Here is a 19,654-nt window from a genome sequence, read left to right as displayed (position 1 = left end):
TTTAAATGAACGAAATAATCGCATTCGGTATTTTATCATTCACGTCATTTTTTACGTTGATAAATCCCTTTGGTACGATGCCAATTTTTATGACAATGACTGCAGATTTAGATGCAAGTCATAGAACCAAAACCGCCAGAAAAGCATCAATAGTAAGTTTTATAACCATTATAATTTTTGCTTTTTCAGGGCAATTATTATTTAATTTTTTTGGTATTTCAGTAAACAGTTTTAGAGTTGTTGGTGGTGTAATATTCTTTTTAATGGGCATGGACATGCTACAAGCAAGACTAGGAAAAGTAAAATTAAAAGAATCGGAAGTTAAAACCTATGTAAACGATATCTCTGTAACACCCTTAGCAATTCCTATGATTTGTGGTCCAGGAGCACTCACAAACGCCATTGTTATGATGGAAGATGCAGATTCTATCGAGAAAAAAGCAATTTTAATTTTTGCCGTATTTGTAGTTATTTTACTTACCTATATAATACTTTACAGTTCCTCGAAAATCATTAAAATTTTAGGGCAAACAGGCATAAATGTAATGATGCGTTTAATGGGCTTAATTGTAATGGTAATTGCTGTAGAATTTTTCTTTAGCGGATTAAAACCCATCTTATTAGATATTTTTAAAGCAGTTTAAAAGCGAAGATTTTTTTGGGCGTTCCCAAGCAAAAAAGCTTGGTCAGGCTTTTCGTTATATCTTTTTTCTGAAAAAGAAAAAAGGATGCCACTACAATCCTTAACGCATATCGCAAGCCCGAAAAGGAAGTAATTTAAAAATACAATTAGATTTCCAGACCTCACAGGTTTTTAAAACCTGTGAGGTCTATTTTTTTGATTCAACTCGATAAAATTATTTCAATCGAATCTTTAAATTATCAAATAATTCTTTTTTAAGATTTTGAAAATTTTGTTCGCAAATTGATTTATCTTTTTTGGTAGTTTTCTTTGAGTAGTATTTTTCAAGTATAATATCAAACTTATTTTCGTATTCTTTAATGCTTAAAATAATATTCTTCGCATCAAAAAATGTTTTTGGTTCAGATAAAATTTGTTCCCCAATATTTATTCGATACTCAAACAATGTTAGTGGTTCATGTGTGGCATGATTAAATCTAAATAATTGATTATCATTATACCCATTATCTTCCCATTCACATATGCTACAAACCTCATATGATGCAGGTTTATTTATAGTTGGGTAGCCACAAGAAGCACAAATAAAAGAGAGTTCTTCATATTGTTTTAAATAAGATTCAAACAAGTTTTTTCTATCTTCATAATTCTGAAGTATCTTTAGTTCATGAGAAGTTTTAGCACGATTTTTTAATTCCTTTTTCATATTTAAAAATCTTCCTAATTAAATCCCCCAAAAACGTTCTGTAAACTTTGCAAAATCTTCTTTAGTTGGCGAATCTCCCTCAAAAGGTAAAATGTCCCATTCGTTATTTTCAAAAAAAACAGTAAAATTAAAAAGAGACGTATTGGCATCATTAGGGTTTATCATTGGATACCGTAAATCTGTGTATTTATAAGTACCTACTTTTTCTTTTTTATAAACATTGTAATAACCATTACTAAACCACGCTAATTTTTTTAGATTTTTGTCAGTCATATCTATCAAACTGTGCTGTTTATCAACCGTAATAATTTTATTTGCAGTTTTACTTTTATCAAATAAAGAATAAAAGGTAAGATGATATTTATCTTTAGTTTCAGCAACTGCATACCATAAAATATTGTTTAAAATAGTAGGTTGTGCAGAAAAACGCTGGTACTTAATTCCTGCTTTTTTAAAAGATTTTTCAAAAACAGCATCCATATACAGTTTATTGCCAATCGTAAAAATCATGTATGCAGAACTGATGTAAATGCCTGCCTTAGTCCATTTTAATCTTTTAGGGTTTGTTCTTTTTAAAAATAAAACAACCATGATACAAATTAAAAAAGGCAATGTATATAAAGGATCTACCACAGAAATGTTATTAAAAGCAATTCTGTAGTGAGAAAAAGGCGCAAAAAGTTGTGTTCCATAAGGTGTAAAACAATCTAAAATAGGATGCGTAAAAAGTGCTAGAAAGAACAGCCAAATCCAATCTTTTTGGATTGTGGTTCCTAACCTTTTCCCAGAATTATAGAGTTTGTAAGTAATTCGCCCAAAGAGAAAAGCACCCAAAATTGAAAATAGAATAGAATGCATAAAACCACGATGAAAAACCATGGCCTGAATTTCGTTAGAGTACAAAAACCTGCCAATAAAAACATCTAAATCTGAAATTGTGCCACCAATTGCGCCAAATAATAATGCCTTGTTTCCAATCTTTTTTCCAAGAATAATTTCGCCACAAGCAGCCCCTAAAACAATTTGCGTTAATGAATCCATGAAAACAAATGTAAGATAAACTGTTTTAACAAATTAAATTCCTGCAAGGTCTTTTTTCGACCTTGTAGGTATAGAATTGATGTTAAAAGATACCTACAAGTTTTTTTTGAAACCTTGCAGGATGTTTTTGAAACTTTGCAGGAAGATTAATTATTTTAAGAAGAAATTAAATCAAATAGTGTAATACCAAATCAATTTGCATAACTTCTTCTAAAATCGTAACATTACAGTGCAAAAAAAATATCAAATGTCAAACGAAAAAAATCTCTCAGAAATACATATCGAAGACCAAAAAATTATCGACAACAAAGAATTAAATCTTTTAGAATCTTTAATTCCTGTAGTAATTTTAATGTGCTTATTGGCATATAACATCTTTTTTGTAGAAGATCAAGAATGGTTTGGGGCCTATACAAATCAGTATATTTTATTAATGGGAGGTTTGGTGGCTGCTGCAGTTGGTTTTTTTAATAAAGTATCTTTTTCTAGCATGATTGCAGAGGTTTGGGAAAATTGGAAAAGTGTTTTTGTACCTATAATGATTCTTTTTTTAGTAGGAGCTTTAGCAGGAACTTGGCTCGTTAGTGGTATTATTCCTGCAATGGTTTATTACGGATTGCAAGTTTTAAGTCCCGAAATATTTTTACCAACATCTGTAATAATTGCAGCCATTATTTCTATTGCAACAGGAAGCTCTTGGACAACGTCTGCAACTGTTGGTATTGCTTTAGTAGGCATTGGAAGTGCCTTAGGAATTGCCCCAGGAATGATTGCTGGCGCTGTAATTTCTGGCGCTTATTTTGGCGATAAAATGTCACCACTTTCCGATACTACAAATTTAGCACCAGCAATGGCAGGTACAGATTTGTTTACGCATATAAAATATATGGCAATTACAACTGTGCCAACGATTATAATTACGCTAATTGTTTTCGCAATTATCAGCGGAAATATAGATACTACAGGAAGTGCAGATATTAGTAATTTATTGGCTTCGATAGATAATACATTTTATATTTCCCCTTGGTTATTTTTAGTGCCAGGAATTGTAATTGCAATGATTTTAATGAAAACAAAACCATTAATTGCTTTGGGAATAGGAGTTGTTTTAGCTGCAATTTTTGCATTTATTTTTCAAGGAGATGTGTTGGCCAATTTATCTGATTCGAAATTCTCGTCAATTATAAACTCCATTTTAACGGATACAAATATTGAAACTGATAATGAGAAATTATCAGAATTATTCTCTTCTGGTGGAATGAATGGAATGATTTGGACAATCTTGTTAATTATTTGTGCCATGGTTTTTGGGGGTATTATGGATGCAGTTGGGGCTTTGGCAAAAATTACAAAGAGTTTGTTGGCTGTGGCAAGTTCCGTTTTTGGACTTTTTGCAAGTACAGTGGTAAGTTGTTTGGGGTTAAATGCAATTGCATCCGACCAATATTTGGCAATTGTAATTCCAGGAAAAATGTTTAAAAAAGCCTATGAAGACAAAGGTTTGGCTCCAGAAAATTTAAGTAGAACTTTAGAAGATTCAGGAACTGTAACATCTGTTTTAATTCCTTGGAACACCTGTGGAGCCTACCAATCTGGAGTTTTAGGGGTTTCCGTAGCCGATTATTTTGTGTATGCTATTTTTAATTATCTAAGTCCGTTTACGACGTTGCTTTTTGCGGCTTTAAATATTAAGATTAGGCAGTTGGTTAAAAAATAGATTTTTACAAAAGAAGTAAGAAGGAAAGAATTTCACGCAACCTAGCGCGCTTTTGTAGAAAAGACGCTTCCAGCGTGACAAACTGTGTGAAGAAAAATAAAAAATAGATTATACAAATTGTTTCGTGAGGTGTTTGTAACATTATAAATTTGTTGAAGAAGCAAATTCCATACAACTATCTGTTTTTTGAGTGCCTATGTTTTTAAATTATTTTTCCGTCGAACTTATTCCACACAGTTTGTCCTCCTGAAAAGATTTCACGCAACCTAGCGCGCTTTTGTAGAAAAGACGCTTCCAGCGTGACAAACTGTGTGAAGAAAAATAAAAAAATAGATTATACAAATTGTTTCGTGAGGTGTTTGTAACATTATAAATTTGTTGAAGAAGCAAATTCCATACAACTATCTGTTTTTTGAGTGCCTATGTTTTTAAATTATTTTTCCGTCGAACTTATTCCACACAGTTTGTCCTCCTGAAAAGATTTCACGCAACCTAGCGCACTCTTGTAGAAAAGACGTTTCCAGCGTGACAAACTGTGTGAAGAAAAACAAAAAAAATAGATTTTACAAATTGTTTCGTGAGGTGTTTGTAACATTATAAATTTGTTGAAGAAGTAAATTTCATACAGCTCTCTGTTTTTTGAGTGCCTAAGTTTTTAAATTATTTTTCCGTCGAACTTATTCCACACAGTTTGTCCTCCTGAAAAGATCTCACGCAACCTAGCGCGCTTTTGTAGAAAAGACGCTTCCAGCGTGACAAACTGTGTGAAGAAAAAACAAAAAAATAGATTTTACAAATTGTTTCGTGAGGTGTTTGTAACATTATAAATTTGTTGAAGAAGCAAATTCCATACAACTCTCTGTTTTTTGAGTGCCTATGTTTTTAAATTATTTTTCCGTCGAACTTATTCCACACAGTTTGTCCTCCTGAAAAGATTTCACGCAACCTAGCGCACTCTTGTAGAAAAGACGCTTCCAGCGTGACAAACTGTGTGAAGAAAAAACAAAAAAATAGATTTTACAAATTGTTTCGTGAGGCGTTTGCAACATTATAAATTTGTTGAAGAAGTAAATTCCATACAGCTCTCTGTTTTTTGAGTGCCTAAGTTTTTAAATTATTTTTCCGTCGAACTTATTCCACACAGTTTGTCCTCCTGAAAAGGATCTCACGCAACCTAGCGCGCTCTTGTAGAAAAGACGCTTCCAGCGTGACAAACTGTGTGAAGAAAAACAAAGAAATAGATTTTACAAATTGTTTCGAGAGGTGTTTGCAACATTATAAATTTGTTGAAGAAGCAAATTTCTTGCAACTCTCTGTTTTTTGAGTGCCTAAGTTTTTAAATTTATGATTGATACTAAAATAGTAGGATTCTACTTTTTAAAACAGCCAAAAGAAAATTCGATAGCGTTAGAAATGCTATTTGTGTTGCCTAACTTTGTAAACCAAGGAATTGGAAAGTAATTATTAACACATTCCTTTGAAAAAGCAAGGTCTTTACTCAAAAAAAATGATTTTATTAGCAGACCCAAATGCAGTATCTTTTTATAATTCACAAGGGTTTTATAAAGTTGATGAAAAAGAAAGTACAATAGTAGGTCGTTTTTTACCAATGATGCAAAAGGATTTATAGTAATATTTTTCAATTTCTTGATTCATCTTTCATTCTTATTAAATTATGCAAAAAGAGATAAAACTTATTATTAATAAATCTCGAGAATTCTTATCGAAAAAATTTCCAAAATACAACGAGAAATTGCCTTATGCAATTACAGTTTTAATCACTTTAATTGTTGTTATTTCTGGAATAAAAATCTTTGTGGAACTTACCGAAAATATTCATACAGATGTTTTAGGAACGTTTGATACAAAGATTACCGAGTATATTATTTCTTTTAGAAACCCTTCTTTAACTAATTACTTTACGTTTGTAACAGAAGTTGGAGATGCATTAGGGTATTTGGTTGTTTTTACTTTATGTTCCCTAATTTTTTACTTCGTTTTTAAAAGATTGAAATATATTGGGCAGTTGGTTTTTGTATTATTTTTAACCTTAACTTCAAACCTAATTTTAAAGCAAATTGTAAACAGAGCCAGACCCACATTAGAGCATTTGGTAACCGTAGAAACATTAAGCTATCCAAGTGGCCATGCCATGACAGCCATGGCTTTTTATGGTTTTTTAATCTATTTAATTACTACATTTAAGATTAAAAAAGTATTTAAATTCATTTTAATTACACTTTTAGCAACTCTAATTTTAAGTATTGGAATTAGTAGAATTTATTTAGGCGTGCATTTTCCTTCAGATATTTTAGGAGGATTTATAGCTGGTTTTGTTTGGGTAATTTTCTGCATTTTATTATTGAATCTTTTAAAAGTATTTAAAACAGATTCTAAAACGTAATTTTAAGTCAAACATATATCAATAAAAAGAAATTTTACTTTTTTATATTGGTTGAAAAGAGGTTTAAAATAACTGAAATTAGCAATAAAATCCAAGGAGTTCCATGTAGTAAAACATCAAACCAATCTGCGAATTTCATTCCTTTTTCTGGAGAAAAAGCATTTCCGCCTAAAAGCCATTGGATTTTACCCCAAATATGTGGCGGATTAAAGGTGCTAAACCCAAAGTTAAGCTTGCCAAAAGGAAAAGTTTCCAGTTGTTTTTTAATTGATTTTTCATATATAAAACTTTTGTGCTTTCTGCCACATTGTGGTTATATAAACCAATTCCAAACCAAGCCAAAACGAATTACAAAATCTCTATAAGGGTAATTGGGTGCAGAAAAATAGTTCTTTTTAGAAAAACTCGAAGTTGCATTGTCTATTTTAAGGTACAAACGAGTTCTTCGTACTTGCGCATTAAAGAAAACATCGAACGTTGGAAAACCTATTTGCTCGTTATTCTGTATTTTAAATTCCGATAATAAAGGGTCGTAAGTATTTGCATTATATTTTGTAAAGTACTTAAAGGTAATTCCAATATTTACCAACATTGGCTTTCCTTTAAACCAATAATCAGCATAATACAAAGTGTTTCTCGTTACAAATTCGGGAACTCTAAAAACAGAGCTTCCACTACTAACATTTTGATACATTAACGTATTGTTCAAAGCAAATTTCTTGTAGGTAAACTCACGACTGGCTTTTACTTTTAAGTAAGTAATTTGTCCAGAAAATTGTTTAGGTTGGCTATCTTCATCAAAATAGGTGTAATTATCGATATTGGTAAAATTTAAAGAAGCATTTAACCATTTAGAAGCAAAGTTAAAACCTAAATCTCTAGTATTTACATTACTAAAATTATCGTTTTGCCAATTGTAATTGTCGTATTCGCTTTGGTGTAAAAGCGTATTAAAATTTGGCGATTTAGAACTAATTAATAAAGTACCTTTTGCACTAAAAACACTGTCTTTTGCATATACAGCTTCACCTTTTAAATAATTGCCAGAAAGTCGTCCAGAACCCGGTGTTATAGAAGCATCTGCATTTAGTTGAAAGTTTTTAATTTTGGCATTCCAATCGGCTCCAAAAGAGATGGCTTTTCCTTCTAATTTTAATTTATCAATATTACTTTTACTGTTTAAAATGGTATCGTAACTATAAGAATAATGGGTAATATTTGTTTTGGCTTTAAACTTTCCTAAAACGTATTTAGAGTTGAATTCTAGATTTAATTCGTTATTGGTAATTTTATTTGCAACCTTCGAATTTCTGGGCAGAGAAGAGTTTGATGTTCCAAAAAAGTCTGGTGTAAGTGTTGATTGAATAAAATCGTACGTTTTATTTTCGTTATTAAAAATATGCCCAATTTTTAAATTGCTAAAATCTTTGTTATTAATGGTGTCTTTGCTGGCGAGTAATTTGTAACTATGCTCTAAATACACTCTATTTCCATCGAATTGAGTTTCTGTTCCGTTTAAATTTACATCTAAACGCGCTCTAGTTTCAAAATTAGGATCTTCGTTTTTAAAGTTTTCTAAAGCACTTGGAGTTAAACCTCCATTTTCTTGATGAAAGAAATCTTGCGTAGTTAAATGACCTCGAATTTGATATTGATTTTTTTTCGTTCTATAATGAAAAGTACCTCTAAAATTACCATTACTAACCAAAGCTCGCCTGTAAGCTCCTAAAGAACGAATGCCTTTGTAAGAGAGAGAAACATTTAATCTTTTAGAAAAATTTAAGGTAAATAAAGCATCTAAAACCTGCCCTTGTTCTAAACCAGTTCTGTATAAAATTTCTGAAGTTGGTGTAGGAACTTCGTAATACTTAATATCTTCGACCTCTAAATAACTAACTTGTTTTGCTGTAAAACCAATGTCTGGCAGCCTATTTATCGCATTAAAATTATAGCCTAAATTATTTAAAGTTTGCCCTTGGTTATGAAAAGGCAAAAACTCGAAAAGATCTTTTCTTAAAAAATTAAACCTGTATTCTTTTTTAATATTTAAAGTAGTATCTATATAAGTGGTGTCTCTTTTGTGAGAAAAAACTTTATAATCTGTATATTTTGTTTTTCCAGAAAGTGTAACATTAATTTCTCCGGTGTTTAACGAATCTCTACTTGTAAAAGAACCACTTTCGTTTTGTCCAAAACGCAAATTTGTTCCTAAATTTCTTTGAGAAAAAAGGACATTCGTAGATAAAAGAATACTTATAAAAAAGAAAAATACTTGTTTATTCATACATAAAATGTGCAGCAACAAATGTAAAATAATAAAACGAAAATAATAGCCAATAATTACTTGGAAAACTGTTAATTATTTTGTGTGATTAAAATTTAAAGAGAAAGATTTCTTTTCTTTGTAAAATGTTACAATTAAATTACAGTGGTTTTTCTTTAGAAGCAGGAACAGACGAGGCTGGTAGAGGCTGTTTGTGTGGTCCAGTTGTTGCAGCTGCAGTAATTTTACCAGAATATTTTTCACATCCTTTTTTAAACGATTCGAAACAATTATCTAAAAAAAAGAGAGACGAAGTAAGAATTTTTATTGAAGAAAATGCCCTAGCTTTTGGGGTTTCTTTCGTTTGGCAACAAGAAGTAGATAAAATTAATGTACTACAAGCTTCCATTACAGGAATGCATCGCTCTATAGAAGCTTTAAAAATTACGCCAGAATTTATAATTGTAGATGGTAACAAATTTAAAAACTATAAAAACATTCCACACGAAACCATTGTAAAAGGCGATTCGAAATACCTAAGTATTGCAGCAGCTTCTGTCTTAGCAAAAACATATAGAGACGAATATATGGCTAAAATTCATCAAGAATTTCCAATGTACAATTGGGCAAGAAACAAAGGTTACCCAACCAAAGAACATAGAAATGCAATTCGCAAATTTGGCTCGACAAATTATCACAGAAAAACGTTTAAACTACTGCCAGAACAGTTAAAGCTAAAACTCTAAAATTATTTTTAGGAGTTATTTTCTACTTGGAATTTATCTTCAGCAAAGTCGAAAAGGTTATCTTTTTTTTAGAAAAACAAAAAAAGGATGCCACTTTAATCAAGGCTAAAACTATTTATAAACTTTTTTAACAAATTTGGTGCAATAATACTCATATGCATGAGTTACTAGGGAAATAATTTTAAATCTTAAATAAAAATGAAAAAAACAAACCATTTCAATCTGATTATTTGTGCCTTTTTATTCATCGCTTTTTCCTCTTGTAATAAAGATGAAGATATTACACCTAATGCATTCGATCAAATTTCAGAGATTGCTACCTTCCATGGGAATTTAGAAGCAGACATTGTAGTCGTTAATACTCAAGGAGGTCCCATTACTCAACTTGAAGATGAACTATTAGATGAACTTATAACAGGAACAGGAACCCAATCAGCGTTATATGTGAATGTTCATCAAGAACAAACAAAAAATCCTGCAAAATTCACAAGTTCAGATATTACTTTCGAACAAGCAAAGCAATACGATTTGCAAAGTGTAGTTAATTTGAAACGTGTTGTTGATTTTTTTAAAAACCAGAAAGGAAAAACGGTTTATGTGCTTGGCATTTCATTTGGTGCTTTTATGACGCAAGAATTAATTGCGACACATGGTATTGATGTTGCAGATGGCTATCTTATTATGGTTGGACGTCTTGATATCGATGAAGGCACTTGGCAACCATTTAGTCAAGGAAAATATACACAGTATATTTACGATAATAATGGTAATTATACCATTAATTCATTGGGAGATGGATCTGATGCAGAGGAAAGAAATATGGCGAGATTAGCTGCGGGTTTAGGATATAATCGTTACACAGACAGACTAAGTAGTATAAGCGATTTGTCAAAAATTACCTATATATATGGCAACAGAGACGAACAAGTAGGACCACTTTCTGTCCAAGAAATTCAATTTTTAAAAGGAAAGAATGCCAATGTGATTCTTTCTAATGGAGGAGATCATGATGGCGCCATAGACACAGGCCTAAATCTATTAAAACAAATATTTGGAATAGAATAATAACAGTTGGTTGCAATAAGCAGTGTATAAAAATAGTAGTTAAGTGCAAAGTACAAAATTTGCATTTAACTACTGTTTTTGTTTTTAATTGAAAAAATTACACTTTTAAATCTGCTACTTTTCATATACTAGATTAGTAATTGGTATTATAATTTTAAAAACTCATTCGTTTATTAAAAAAACTTCAACTATTTTTACGCCCTTAATTTTACAAGATGATTAAAAAAACACGCGCAGAAATAACCAAATGTATTCTTCATAAAGTTGCCAATAAATTTAACAGTGGCCAGAATGTTTTTTCTGATGATTTAATTCGTTTCGACCAAGAAAGTTACGATTTAATGAAAAATTTTCTACTAAAACCATTTGGCAGTTTAACACAAAGTTATCGTTTTACGCATCATGCAGATGTGCGTTTAAATGAGTTAAATAACTACGCTTCAGAAATATTTAAAGAAGAAACTTCTTTTGTAGAAAATTCTAAAAATATGGTAAACCATTTATTCGAGCAATCGAATTCGGCACAAATAAAAACCGGAGATGTAATTGTGGTTTTTATAGAAGGCATAGAGTATAAAGATATTTTAACAGAAGCGGTTGGTATTTTTAAAATCGAAAATAAAGTAGATTTCTTTCAAACGTATTTAGATGATAATGAAAGTTTTGATGTTGTAGTTCAAAAAGGAATTTCAACAAAAAAAATAGACAAAGGTTGCTTAATTTTAAATGCCTCAGACACAGAAGGAACTGTTGTTTTTTCTGTAGATAATAACAATTACGATGCACAATATTGGATTAAGAATTTTTTAAGTGTAAAATTGGCAGACGATTATAATTCGCATACACAGAGTTATTTAGAGATGTGTAAAGAGTTTTCTGAAGAAGTAATTAAGCCAGAGTTGGGCATGCAACAACAAGGAAACTTCTTAGCAAATACAGTCGATTATTTTAAAGAGCATGAAACGGTAGATTATCACGATTTTAAAGACGAAGTTTTCGAAGACGAAAAACACAAAGAAAAATTCGACGAGTACAAAAAACATTTCGAAAACTTAAATGATGTTTTAATTCGTAATAATTTCGATGTTTCTGGAGTTGTATTAAAGAAAGAAAAAAGCAAACTAAAAACAGAAATTAAACTCGATACAAACATCAATATTAAATTAGATGTAGATGCTCCAGAAGCAGCTTCAGAATATTTAGAAAGAGGTTATGATGAAGAAAAGAAAATGAAATATTATAAAGTATATTTTAACGAAGAGAAGTAGATTTCTGCTTTAGCCTTTAGCCTGTAAGCTGTTCATCCTGCATTTATCCTGCAAGGTTTCAAAAACCTTGTAGGTCTAAAACTAGGGTTAAAACTCAACAAACTGTCTGCGAATTATGTGTAGTTCTCTAAACCACAAACTCTTCTACCTCAAAAAGATTTTTAAAATGCTTTAAGATTTTTTCTTTTACTTCTTCTACATCTATTTTTTTACCTAGTTCTGCTTCCATCGAAGCTACCGATTTTCCGCGAATTCCACAAGGAATAATATTATCGAAATAACCTAAATTGGTATTTACATTTAATGCAAAACCATGCATAGTTACCCAGCGAGAAGAACGTATGCCCATCGCACAAATTTTACGAGCAAAAGGTGTACCAACATCTAGCCACACCCCAGTTTCGCCATCACTTCGTTCTCCTTTTAAACCATATTCTGCAATGGTTAAAATAATGGTTTCTTCTAGTAAACGAAGGTATTTATGAATGTCTGTAAAAAAATTTTCGAGATCTAAAATTGGGTAACCAACTACCTGTCCAGGCCCATGGTAAGTAATATCGCCACCTCTGTTAATTTTATAAAAAGTAGCTCCTTTTTCTTCAAGCTGTTTTTCATTCAATAACAAATTACTTAAATCGCCACTTTTCCCTAAAGTATAAACGTGTGGATGTTCCACAAAAAGAAAGTGATTTTTTGTAGCTAAGGCAAGATTTTTTCTTCGATTATTTATTTTAAGATCTACAATTTCTTGAAGCAGTTTTGTTTGATAATCCCAAGCTTCCTTGTAGTCTTTTCTTTTGAGATCTTTTAAAAGTATATTTCTGTTCATAATTACGACCACAAAGATAAATAATTGATTATATTTGAGGCTACATAAGTAACAGAATAATAGAATTACTTGATGAAAAAAATTAGCTTAATACTTCTATTTTGTTTTTCTTCCATTGCTTTTTTAGCACAAGAAGAACAATGGAAGAAAATACCAGACAGTGTAGGAGAAATATCTGAGAAAAATGTAATGGTTAGAAATGATATGCCTAAAGAATATCAACTTTACTCATTAAAAACAGAAAGTTTTAACAAGAAAATAAAAACAGTAAAAAGTTCTAAAAAAGAAACTATTGAAGTACCAACAAGAAACGGATTAAAGAAGTTTTATATAGAAGAAACCTCTAATTTTAATAAAGAATTGGCTTCAAAATATAGCAATATTGTATCGTATTCTGGTGTTCAAGTAGATAATTCTTCGATTAAGATGAAATTTTCTAAAGGTGTAGATGGATATCATTTTTCTATTTACGAACCAGGCAAAAATACTTTTTATGTAGATTCTTACACAAAAGACCATAAAAAGCTAATTGCTTACAATAGAAAAGACTTAATAAAAGAAGCAAAAGATTTTACATGTCAAGTAAAAGAATTCAATAAAGATGTACCCTCTTTTCAATCTAAAAATGCAAACGATGGTTTATTAAGAACTTATAGATTAGCACTTGTTTGTACTGGAGAATATGCACAATTTCATTTAAATCGTTTGGGAATTTCTCCAGCCGAAACAGAACAAGCAAAAAAAGCAGCAGTTTTATCTGCAATGAATACAACTCTTACTAGGGTAAATGGTGTTTTTGAAAGAGATTTGTCTGTAAGAATGGAAATTGTAGCAAATAACGATGCCATTATATTTTTAGATGCAGATACAGACAATTTAACAAATGATAGTACAAATGAATTGATAGATGAGAGTCAGGCAATTTGTGATAGTGAAATAGGAAACGGAAATTACGATATTGGGCATACTTTTAGTACTGCAGCTGGTGGTTTTGCAGGAGCTGGAGTTGTTTGTATAACAGGTCAAAAAGCCTCTGGAGTTACAGGAATTGCGCAACCGTTTGGCGACGAATTCGATATTGATTTTGTAGCACATGAATTTGGGCATCAATTTGGTGCACATCATACATTTAATGGAACAGCTTCTAGTTGCTCTGGAAATAGAAACAATCCTACAGCTGTAGAGCCAGGAAGTGGTACTACAATTATGGGCTATGCAGGAATTTGCGCTCCGCAAAATATTCAAAACGATAGCGACGATCATTTTCACTCAGTAAGCATAGACGAAATGTGGAACATTATTACCACAACAGGCAATTGTGCAGCGCAAACGCCAACAGGAAATACAGCCCCAAGTGCAAATGCTGGGTTCGATTATTCCATACCAAAATCTACTCCATTTGTTTTAAAAGGAACAGGTACAGATGTAGATGCAGGAACAACACTACTTTATAGTTGGGAACAAATAGATAACGATGTTGGTTTTTCAATTCCGCCATCAGCTACAAGTACAGGTGGTGCCGTTTTTAGGTCTTTGCCATTGTCTTTATCGCCCAATAGATATATGCCTGCTTTGCCAACAGTACTTTCTGGAAGTACGCAATCTACTTGGGAAGTAGTTCCGTCTGTAGCTAGAGAATTAAATTTTTCTTTGGTAGTAAGAGATCAAAATTCTGGAGGAGGAAGCAGTGCAAGAGACGATATGAAAGTTACAGTAACAGATGCAGAAGCATTTACAGTTTCTGCACCAAATACAGCTGTTGTGTGGGATACAGGATCTACACAAACGATCACTTGGAATAAAGGAACTACAGATGTAGCTCCAATTAATTGTGCAAATGTAAATATTAAATTATCTATAGATGGAGGGGTAACTTTTCCTATTACTTTAAAAAGTAATACACCTAACGATGGTTCAGAAGAGGTTACAGTTCCTAACAACCCAACATCACTAGCAAGAATTATGGTAGAAGCCGCAGATAATATTTTTTACAATGTAAACGCATCGAATTTCACAATTAATTCTATCATACCTACATTTTTATTTACCGATGAAAGTGGTGGTACTCAATTTGTTTGTAATTCTGGAGGAAACAATGCTGTTTACAATTTAGATTTAGATTTTGTGAATGGTTTTTCAGAAAATGTAACTTTTACAACTATTGGGCAACCTTCTGGAGCAAATGTTTCTTTTAGTCCGGCTTCCATAAATTCAGATGGAAAAGTAACGATGACGGTTTCTAATTTAAATGGAAAAACAGCCCAACCTTATACCATCAATGTAGTGGCTTCTACAAACACGGTTACACAAGATTTAGAGGTTCAATTAGTAGTAACAAAAGCAGATTTTAATGCAGTAACCTTGGAGACTCCTTCTAATGGTGCAACTGAGGTGCCAGTTTCTCAAGAACTAAGCTGGGTTTTAGACCAAAACGCAGTCACATACGATATTGAGATTGCAACAGACAGCGATTTTTCGAACATTGTAGCGAGTGCAAATACTCCAAAAAATACATTTAAACCTAATAATTTAATTTCAAATACTACTTATTATTGGAGAGTAAAACCAAAAAATAGTTGTGGAGAAGGCGCTTTTTCGAATGCCTTTAGTTTTAAAACAGAATTGTGTTTAGTTTGTACTTCTGTAGCAAGTACTGAATTTGATACAAGTACAACCTTGGTAAAATTTAATACAATAAATAATTCTACTCCTGTAAAAACAGCTGGTTATAGCGATTTTACAGCAATGGCTACTACTGTAGAAGTTAATTCTTCTTACGATTTAACAGTAAATACCAATACAGCAGACGATTCTGAAGGAGAATATACAACCCAAACCTTGGTTTGGATAGATTGGAACCAAAATTGCGATTTTACAGATCCTGGAGAACAATACGATTTAGGTACCACAACCTCAAGTACAAACGGCGAGACATCATTAAGTCCTTTGTCGATTACTGTGCCTTCGGATGCAAATTTAGGAAGTACTATTATGCGAGTTTCTACAAAATATACAGGAGATGGAAGCCCAAATTCTTGTGAAATGGGAGCAGATGGAGAAGTAGAAGATTATACAATTATTATAGATGGTGTTGGTTCGATTCCTAACGATGTGTTTAAAGAATTTAACTTATATCCAAATCCATCTACTGGTGTTGTTAGTTTAAAGTTTAATATCGAAGATTCTAATCAGGTTTCTGTTCAATTAATTGATGTTAGGGGGCGTTTAATAGATCAGAAGAACTTTAACAATATCACCACCAATAGATTTTCTGAAAAACTCTCGTTTGAAAACGTTTCTAAAGGATTGTATTTGCTAAAAATTACGAACGGCTCTAAGTACACCACTAAAAAATTAATACTTAGGTAATACCATTTACCATTTGAAAATCCTGTAATAAATCGCCTTTTTTTTCTTTCTATTTCAGAATAAAAAAAACCGTAGCTAACTAAGGATATGCTTTCGTTTTCTTCTTTATATAAAGAAAAAAATCATCAATTTTTTTTCTAGTAATTTTAAACAATAACTGGTACAAGTTGTAAAAAAAATCATAAAAAAAGAGGCTGTCACAAAAGTAAATTTAACGGTCATTTTGAGCATTACTAAAATCAAAACATATTTTGATTGAAAGTAACTAACGAAGTTATCGGAAAATACAAAATACTGAAATTCAATAAATAAGATTTCTCCATTACAGTCGAAATGACAAAATTACAGTCGAAATGACAAAATTACAGTCGAAATGACAAATTTTAATACTTTCGAGACAGCTTCTTTTTTGTGTTTTAAAGAAACCTGTTTTTTATCCTAAGAAAGGGTATTTGTAATCTTGTGGAGTTACAAATGTTTCTTTAATTAACCTAACAGAAGTCCAGCGTAATAAATTTTGTGCAGAACCTGCTTTGTCATTTGTTCCAGAAGCTCTTGCGCCTCCAAATGGTTGTTGCCCAACAACAGCTCCAGTAGGTTTGTCGTTAATATAAAAGTTTCCGGCAGCGTTTTCTAACGCTTTAGAAGCCTTTTCTACAATATATCTATCTGTAGAGAAAATTGCACCCGTTAAAGCGTATTCTGTAGATTCATCTACCAGCTTTAAAGAAGCTTCCCATTCTTCATCTTCATATACATAAACTGTCATTACTGGACCAAATAGCTCTGTACACATGGTTGCATATTTGGGAGAATTGCTTACAATTACTGTTGGTTCTATAAAATATCCTACAGATTTATCGTAGTTTCCACCAATAATTATTTCAGCATCTTTGTCTTCTTTTGCAGCATCTATATAGCTTGCAATTTTATCGAAAGAAGCTTCATGAATTACTGCGTTTACAAAGTTCGAAGGGTCTTCTGGAGAACCCATTTTTAATTCAGCGGTTTGTGCCATTAAATGTTTTTTAACATCTGCCCATAAAGATTTAGGAATGTAAGAACGCGAAGCTGCAGAACATTTTTGTCCTTGATATTCGAAAGCACCTCTAGTAATTGCAGTTGCAATTTGTAAAGGATTTGCAGAATTGTGTGCCCAAATAAAATCTTTTCCGCCAGTTTCTCCAACAATTCTAGGGTATGTTTTGTAGTTGTGAATATTGTTACCAATTTGTTTCCAAAGATTTTTAAAAACATGTGTAGAACCAGTAAAATGCAATCCAGAAAAATCTGGAGAAGCTAAAACAGTATCAGAAATCATTACAGGATCTCCGTAAACAACATTTATTACGCCATCTGGCAAACCAGCTTCTTTAAATAAATCTACAATTACTTGTGCAGAATATGCTTGATGGTCAGATGGTTTCCAAACCACAACATTACCCATTAAAGCGGCTGAAGCAGGCAAATTTGCAGCAATAGAAGTAAAGTTAAAGGGAGAAATTGCATAAACAAATCCTTCTAAAGGTCTGTATTCAACTCGGTTCCAAATTCCTGGTGCAGATGCTGGCTGATCTTTAAAAATATCTGTCATATATTGCACATTAAAACGGAAAAAATCTATCATTTCGCAAGCGGCATCAATTTCTGCTTGATGTACGTTTTTAGATTGAGCAAGCATCGTAGATGCATTCATCTTAGCTCTATAAGGTCCTGCTAATAACTCTGCAGCTTTTAAGAAAATAGAAGCACGCTCCATCCAACTAACGCTAGACCAAGCTTCTCTTGCAGCTAATGCTGTAGCAATGGCTTCGTTCACGTGTTTTTTTTCTGCGATATGATATTGCCCAATAACATGCTTATGGTCATGAGGAGGTGTAATATTTTTGGTATTTCCTGTTCTTACTTCTTCTCCATTAATATGCATTGGCACATCAACATTACTTTTGTACATTTCCTTATAAGTCGCTAATAACTCTTCTCTTTCTGGAGAGCCAGGAGCATATGCTTTTACTGGTTCGTTAACTGCTGTTGGAACATTAAAAAATCCTCTTGCCATTTTGTCTATTTTTAAATTTTAATCTACTAATTTTGAAGTTGCAAAGTTACAATTTTAATCAAACGATTTCGTTCCTTTTTAGAATGAATTTTTTTAAGCTATTTTAAATGTGCACAGTTACGTATTTACCTCTTGATAATGATAATTTTATTTTAACCTCTAATAGAGATGAAACTCCTTTGAGAAAAACAGTTCCGCCTAAAAAATATATAGAAAATGGAGTAGAAATTACCTATCCAAAAGATGCATTAGCAGGTGGAACATGGATTGGTTTGAGTGAAAAAAAACGCTTGGTATGCCTACTAAATGGAGGTTTTACAATTCATAAAAGAAAAAGTTCTTATAAAATGAGTCGTGGAATTATTGTAAAAAATATTCTTACCAACAACCAGGCACTTCATTATATAAAAACATTCGATTTTACAGATATAGAGCCGTTTACATTGGTTTTTGTAGATTGGACTGTAAATTTAGCAACTTACGAATTGGTTTGGAATGGAGAAACAAAACATTTTCAAAAACTACCCCAAGAACCCAAAATATGGTCTTCTTCTACATTGTATTCTAACGAAATGAAGGAGCTTAGAAAAAGATGGTTTGCCGATTTTTTAGAGCATCATAAAGAATACAATCAACAAGAAATTGTCGCATTTCATAAAAACGAAACACTAGGTACTATCGATATTTCACCAAAAATGAAAAGAGAATTTGTAGAAACTGTAAGTATTACTTCAGTAAAGAAAATTGCTTCAGAAATTGATATGAGTTATATCGATTTTCTTGAAAAATAACGATTTAGTAGATCGCAAAGGAAATAAGAAGAACAACTACAACCCCAATAATTGCTACTATTAAATAATTAAAATTTAATAATAAAAATTTGATAAAAGTTTTAAAATATCCTTGCTCGTAGAATTTCTTCATCGCAATAAATAAATACACTAAAAAGAGAATTGTAAATATCCATAACGCAGGATTTGCGCCAAATATTTCTAACAAAAAATAAATTGAAAACAGCATAAAAAATACTGTTTGCACATGAAATACAAATATTAAATGATCTACATAAGTATATTTTCTACGAATGTAAAACAGTTTTAAAAATAGGGTAAAAAATGGTAAAAAAACAAACAAAGCAACAGAGCCATAAGATAATAACTGACTAAAAAAATGGTCTCTATTATCTTTTTTAGTAAGAGAGTTTAATGTTACAACTCTTGTATATAAAAATCGATTTGTAAAATTTTTATCGTAACCCAAAGAATCTAGTGCTACATCTATATTAGAGTTAGGGTATTTTTTCTGATATCTCATAAACTTATCTAATTTAGAATCATTTCCTAGATAAAACTTTATGTTGCCACTTTCATATTTTGTTTTTAAGGTATCTCTTGCTTCTTTTTCTACCTCTTTTAAAATGTTTTTACGAGTACTTTCAGGAATAGGTATATAAGAGTTTTTCATCTTTTTGTCTAACTCTTTTTTAATAGAATCGATGTCTTTTTCCTGTAATTTTTTGTTAGAATTTTCTTCCTTTATAACTTCCT

15 protein-coding genes are annotated in these 19,654 nt (G+C 31.5%); 9 read left to right on the top strand and 6 right to left on the bottom strand.

Going from position 1 to position 19,654, the window contains the following annotated elements; genetic code table 11:
• The first annotated feature begins 5 nt into the window (after nt 1–5).
• On the top strand, nt 6–644 hold the full coding sequence (locus tag JL193_RS05380) for a MarC family protein (protein WP_207972820.1): 639 nt from the start codon (nt 6–8) through the stop codon (nt 642–644).
• Between the two features lie 213 nt (nt 645–857).
• Here the strand turns inward: JL193_RS05380 and JL193_RS05375 are convergent, their stop codons facing one another.
• Both JL193_RS05375 and JL193_RS05370 read right to left on the bottom strand, forming a co-directional pair.
• Nucleotides 858–1,346: a CPCC family cysteine-rich protein gene (locus JL193_RS05375; RefSeq protein ID WP_207972819.1), complete on the bottom strand. Its 489-nt coding sequence runs from the start codon at nt 1,344–1,346 to the stop codon at nt 858–860.
• 18 nt (nt 1,347–1,364) lie between these two features.
• Nucleotides 1,365–2,387 (bottom strand): metal-dependent hydrolase, encoded by a 1,023-nt coding sequence (locus tag JL193_RS05370; protein ID WP_207972818.1) that lies wholly within the window; start codon nt 2,385–2,387, stop codon nt 1,365–1,367.
• A gap of 247 nt (nt 2,388–2,634) precedes the next feature.
• Between JL193_RS05370 and nhaC the strand changes: the two genes are divergently transcribed.
• From nhaC to JL193_RS05360, 3 genes are all read left to right on the top strand, one after another.
• On the top strand, nt 2,635–4,104 hold the full coding sequence (nhaC, locus tag JL193_RS05365; protein WP_207972817.1) for a Na+/H+ antiporter NhaC: 1,470 nt from the start codon (nt 2,635–2,637) through the stop codon (nt 4,102–4,104).
• A gap of 1,507 nt (nt 4,105–5,611) precedes the next feature.
• The gene (locus tag JL193_RS17385) at nt 5,612–5,734 is read left to right on the top strand and encodes a hypothetical protein (protein WP_302849917.1); all 123 of its coding nucleotides are present in this window, start codon (nt 5,612–5,614) and stop codon (nt 5,732–5,734) included.
• 45 nt (nt 5,735–5,779) lie between these two features.
• Nucleotides 5,780–6,508, top strand: a complete 729-nt coding sequence (locus JL193_RS05360; RefSeq protein WP_207972816.1) for a phosphatase PAP2 family protein — start codon at nt 5,780–5,782, stop codon at nt 6,506–6,508.
• 313 nt (nt 6,509–6,821) lie between these two features.
• On the opposite strand, the gene JL193_RS05350 is transcribed toward JL193_RS05360, so the two are convergent.
• Nucleotides 6,822–8,792, bottom strand: a complete 1,971-nt coding sequence (locus JL193_RS05350; RefSeq protein ID WP_207972815.1) for a putative porin — start codon at nt 8,790–8,792, stop codon at nt 6,822–6,824.
• Nucleotides 8,793–8,917: 125 nt separating this feature from the next.
• On the opposite strand from JL193_RS05350, the gene rnhB reads away from it, so the two are divergent.
• The 3 genes from rnhB (at nt 8,918) to JL193_RS05335 (ending at nt 11,850) form a co-directional block, all read left to right on the top strand.
• The gene (gene rnhB / locus JL193_RS05345) at nt 8,918–9,517 is read left to right on the top strand and encodes a ribonuclease HII (RefSeq protein ID WP_207972814.1); all 600 of its coding nucleotides are present in this window, start codon (nt 8,918–8,920) and stop codon (nt 9,515–9,517) included.
• Nucleotides 9,518–9,715: 198 nt separating this feature from the next.
• Complete coding sequence (locus JL193_RS05340; protein ID WP_207972813.1) at nt 9,716–10,582, top strand: hypothetical protein; 867 nt, start codon at nt 9,716–9,718, stop codon at nt 10,580–10,582.
• A gap of 215 nt (nt 10,583–10,797) precedes the next feature.
• Nucleotides 10,798–11,850, top strand: coding sequence for a nucleoid-associated protein (locus JL193_RS05335; RefSeq protein WP_207972812.1), 1,053 nt, complete (start codon nt 10,798–10,800; stop codon nt 11,848–11,850).
• A 127-nt stretch (nt 11,851–11,977) separates the two neighbouring features.
• Here the strand turns inward: JL193_RS05335 and lipB are convergent, their stop codons facing one another.
• The gene (lipB, locus tag JL193_RS05330; RefSeq protein WP_207972811.1) at nt 11,978–12,679 is read right to left on the bottom strand and encodes a lipoyl(octanoyl) transferase LipB; all 702 of its coding nucleotides are present in this window, start codon (nt 12,677–12,679) and stop codon (nt 11,978–11,980) included.
• 72 nt (nt 12,680–12,751) lie between these two features.
• Between lipB and JL193_RS05325 the strand changes: the two genes are divergently transcribed.
• Complete coding sequence (locus tag JL193_RS05325; protein ID WP_207972810.1) at nt 12,752–16,048, top strand: zinc-dependent metalloprotease; 3,297 nt, start codon at nt 12,752–12,754, stop codon at nt 16,046–16,048.
• Between the two features lie 433 nt (nt 16,049–16,481).
• On the opposite strand, the gene pruA is transcribed toward JL193_RS05325, so the two are convergent.
• Nucleotides 16,482–18,107 carry an L-glutamate gamma-semialdehyde dehydrogenase gene (gene pruA, locus JL193_RS05320; RefSeq protein ID WP_207972809.1) on the bottom strand — a complete coding sequence of 542 codons (1,626 nt, stop codon included), beginning with the start codon at nt 18,105–18,107 and terminating at the stop codon, nt 16,482–16,484.
• A 107-nt stretch (nt 18,108–18,214) separates the two neighbouring features.
• On the opposite strand from pruA, the gene JL193_RS05315 reads away from it, so the two are divergent.
• Complete coding sequence (locus tag JL193_RS05315) at nt 18,215–18,898, top strand: NRDE family protein (protein WP_207972808.1); 684 nt, start codon at nt 18,215–18,217, stop codon at nt 18,896–18,898.
• A 4-nt stretch (nt 18,899–18,902) separates the two neighbouring features.
• Here the strand turns inward: JL193_RS05315 and JL193_RS17130 are convergent, their stop codons facing one another.
• Nucleotides 18,903–19,571: a hypothetical protein gene (locus JL193_RS17130; protein WP_243456847.1), complete on the bottom strand. Its 669-nt coding sequence runs from the start codon at nt 19,569–19,571 to the stop codon at nt 18,903–18,905.
• Nucleotides 19,572–19,654: the final 83 nt, after the last annotated feature.

Source organism: Polaribacter batillariae, from assembly GCF_017498485.1.
In the GTDB taxonomy this organism is placed as follows: Bacteria; Bacteroidota; Bacteroidia; order Flavobacteriales; family Flavobacteriaceae; genus Polaribacter; species Polaribacter batillariae.
Note: the sequence above shows the minus strand (reverse complement) of the source record. Positions and strands in the feature narration are given on the sequence as shown.

Excerpts from the sequence above, each read along its gene's own strand:
- JL193_RS05360 (WP_207972816.1), top strand. The coding sequence starts at position 5,780 with ATGCAAAAAGAGATAAAACTTATTATTAATAAATCTCGAGAATTCTTA.
- JL193_RS17385 (WP_302849917.1), top strand. The coding sequence starts at position 5,612 with ATGATTTTATTAGCAGACCCAAATGCAGTATCTTTTTATAATTCACAA.
- rnhB (WP_207972814.1), top strand. The coding sequence starts at position 8,918 with ATGTTACAATTAAATTACAGTGGTTTTTCTTTAGAAGCAGGAACAGAC.
- JL193_RS05375 (WP_207972819.1), bottom strand. The coding sequence starts at position 1,346 with ATGAAAAAGGAATTAAAAAATCGTGCTAAAACTTCTCATGAACTAAAG.
- lipB (WP_207972811.1), bottom strand. The coding sequence starts at position 12,679 with ATGAACAGAAATATACTTTTAAAAGATCTCAAAAGAAAAGACTACAAG.
- JL193_RS05350 (WP_207972815.1), bottom strand. The coding sequence starts at position 8,792 with ATGAATAAACAAGTATTTTTCTTTTTTATAAGTATTCTTTTATCTACG.
- JL193_RS17130 (WP_243456847.1), bottom strand. The coding sequence starts at position 19,571 with ATGAAAAACTCTTATATACCTATTCCTGAAAGTACTCGTAAAAACATT.
- pruA (WP_207972809.1), bottom strand. The coding sequence starts at position 18,107 with ATGGCAAGAGGATTTTTTAATGTTCCAACAGCAGTTAACGAACCAGTA.
- JL193_RS05335 (WP_207972812.1), top strand. The coding sequence starts at position 10,798 with ATGATTAAAAAAACACGCGCAGAAATAACCAAATGTATTCTTCATAAA.
- JL193_RS05380 (WP_207972820.1), top strand. The coding sequence starts at position 6 with ATGAACGAAATAATCGCATTCGGTATTTTATCATTCACGTCATTTTTT.
- nhaC (WP_207972817.1), top strand. The coding sequence starts at position 2,635 with ATGTCAAACGAAAAAAATCTCTCAGAAATACATATCGAAGACCAAAAA.
- JL193_RS05315 (WP_207972808.1), top strand. The coding sequence starts at position 18,215 with ATGTGCACAGTTACGTATTTACCTCTTGATAATGATAATTTTATTTTA.
- JL193_RS05340 (WP_207972813.1), top strand. The coding sequence starts at position 9,716 with ATGAAAAAAACAAACCATTTCAATCTGATTATTTGTGCCTTTTTATTC.
- JL193_RS05370 (WP_207972818.1), bottom strand. The coding sequence starts at position 2,387 with ATGGATTCATTAACGCAAATTGTTTTAGGGGCTGCTTGTGGCGAAATT.
- JL193_RS05325 (WP_207972810.1), top strand. The coding sequence starts at position 12,752 with ATGAAAAAAATTAGCTTAATACTTCTATTTTGTTTTTCTTCCATTGCT.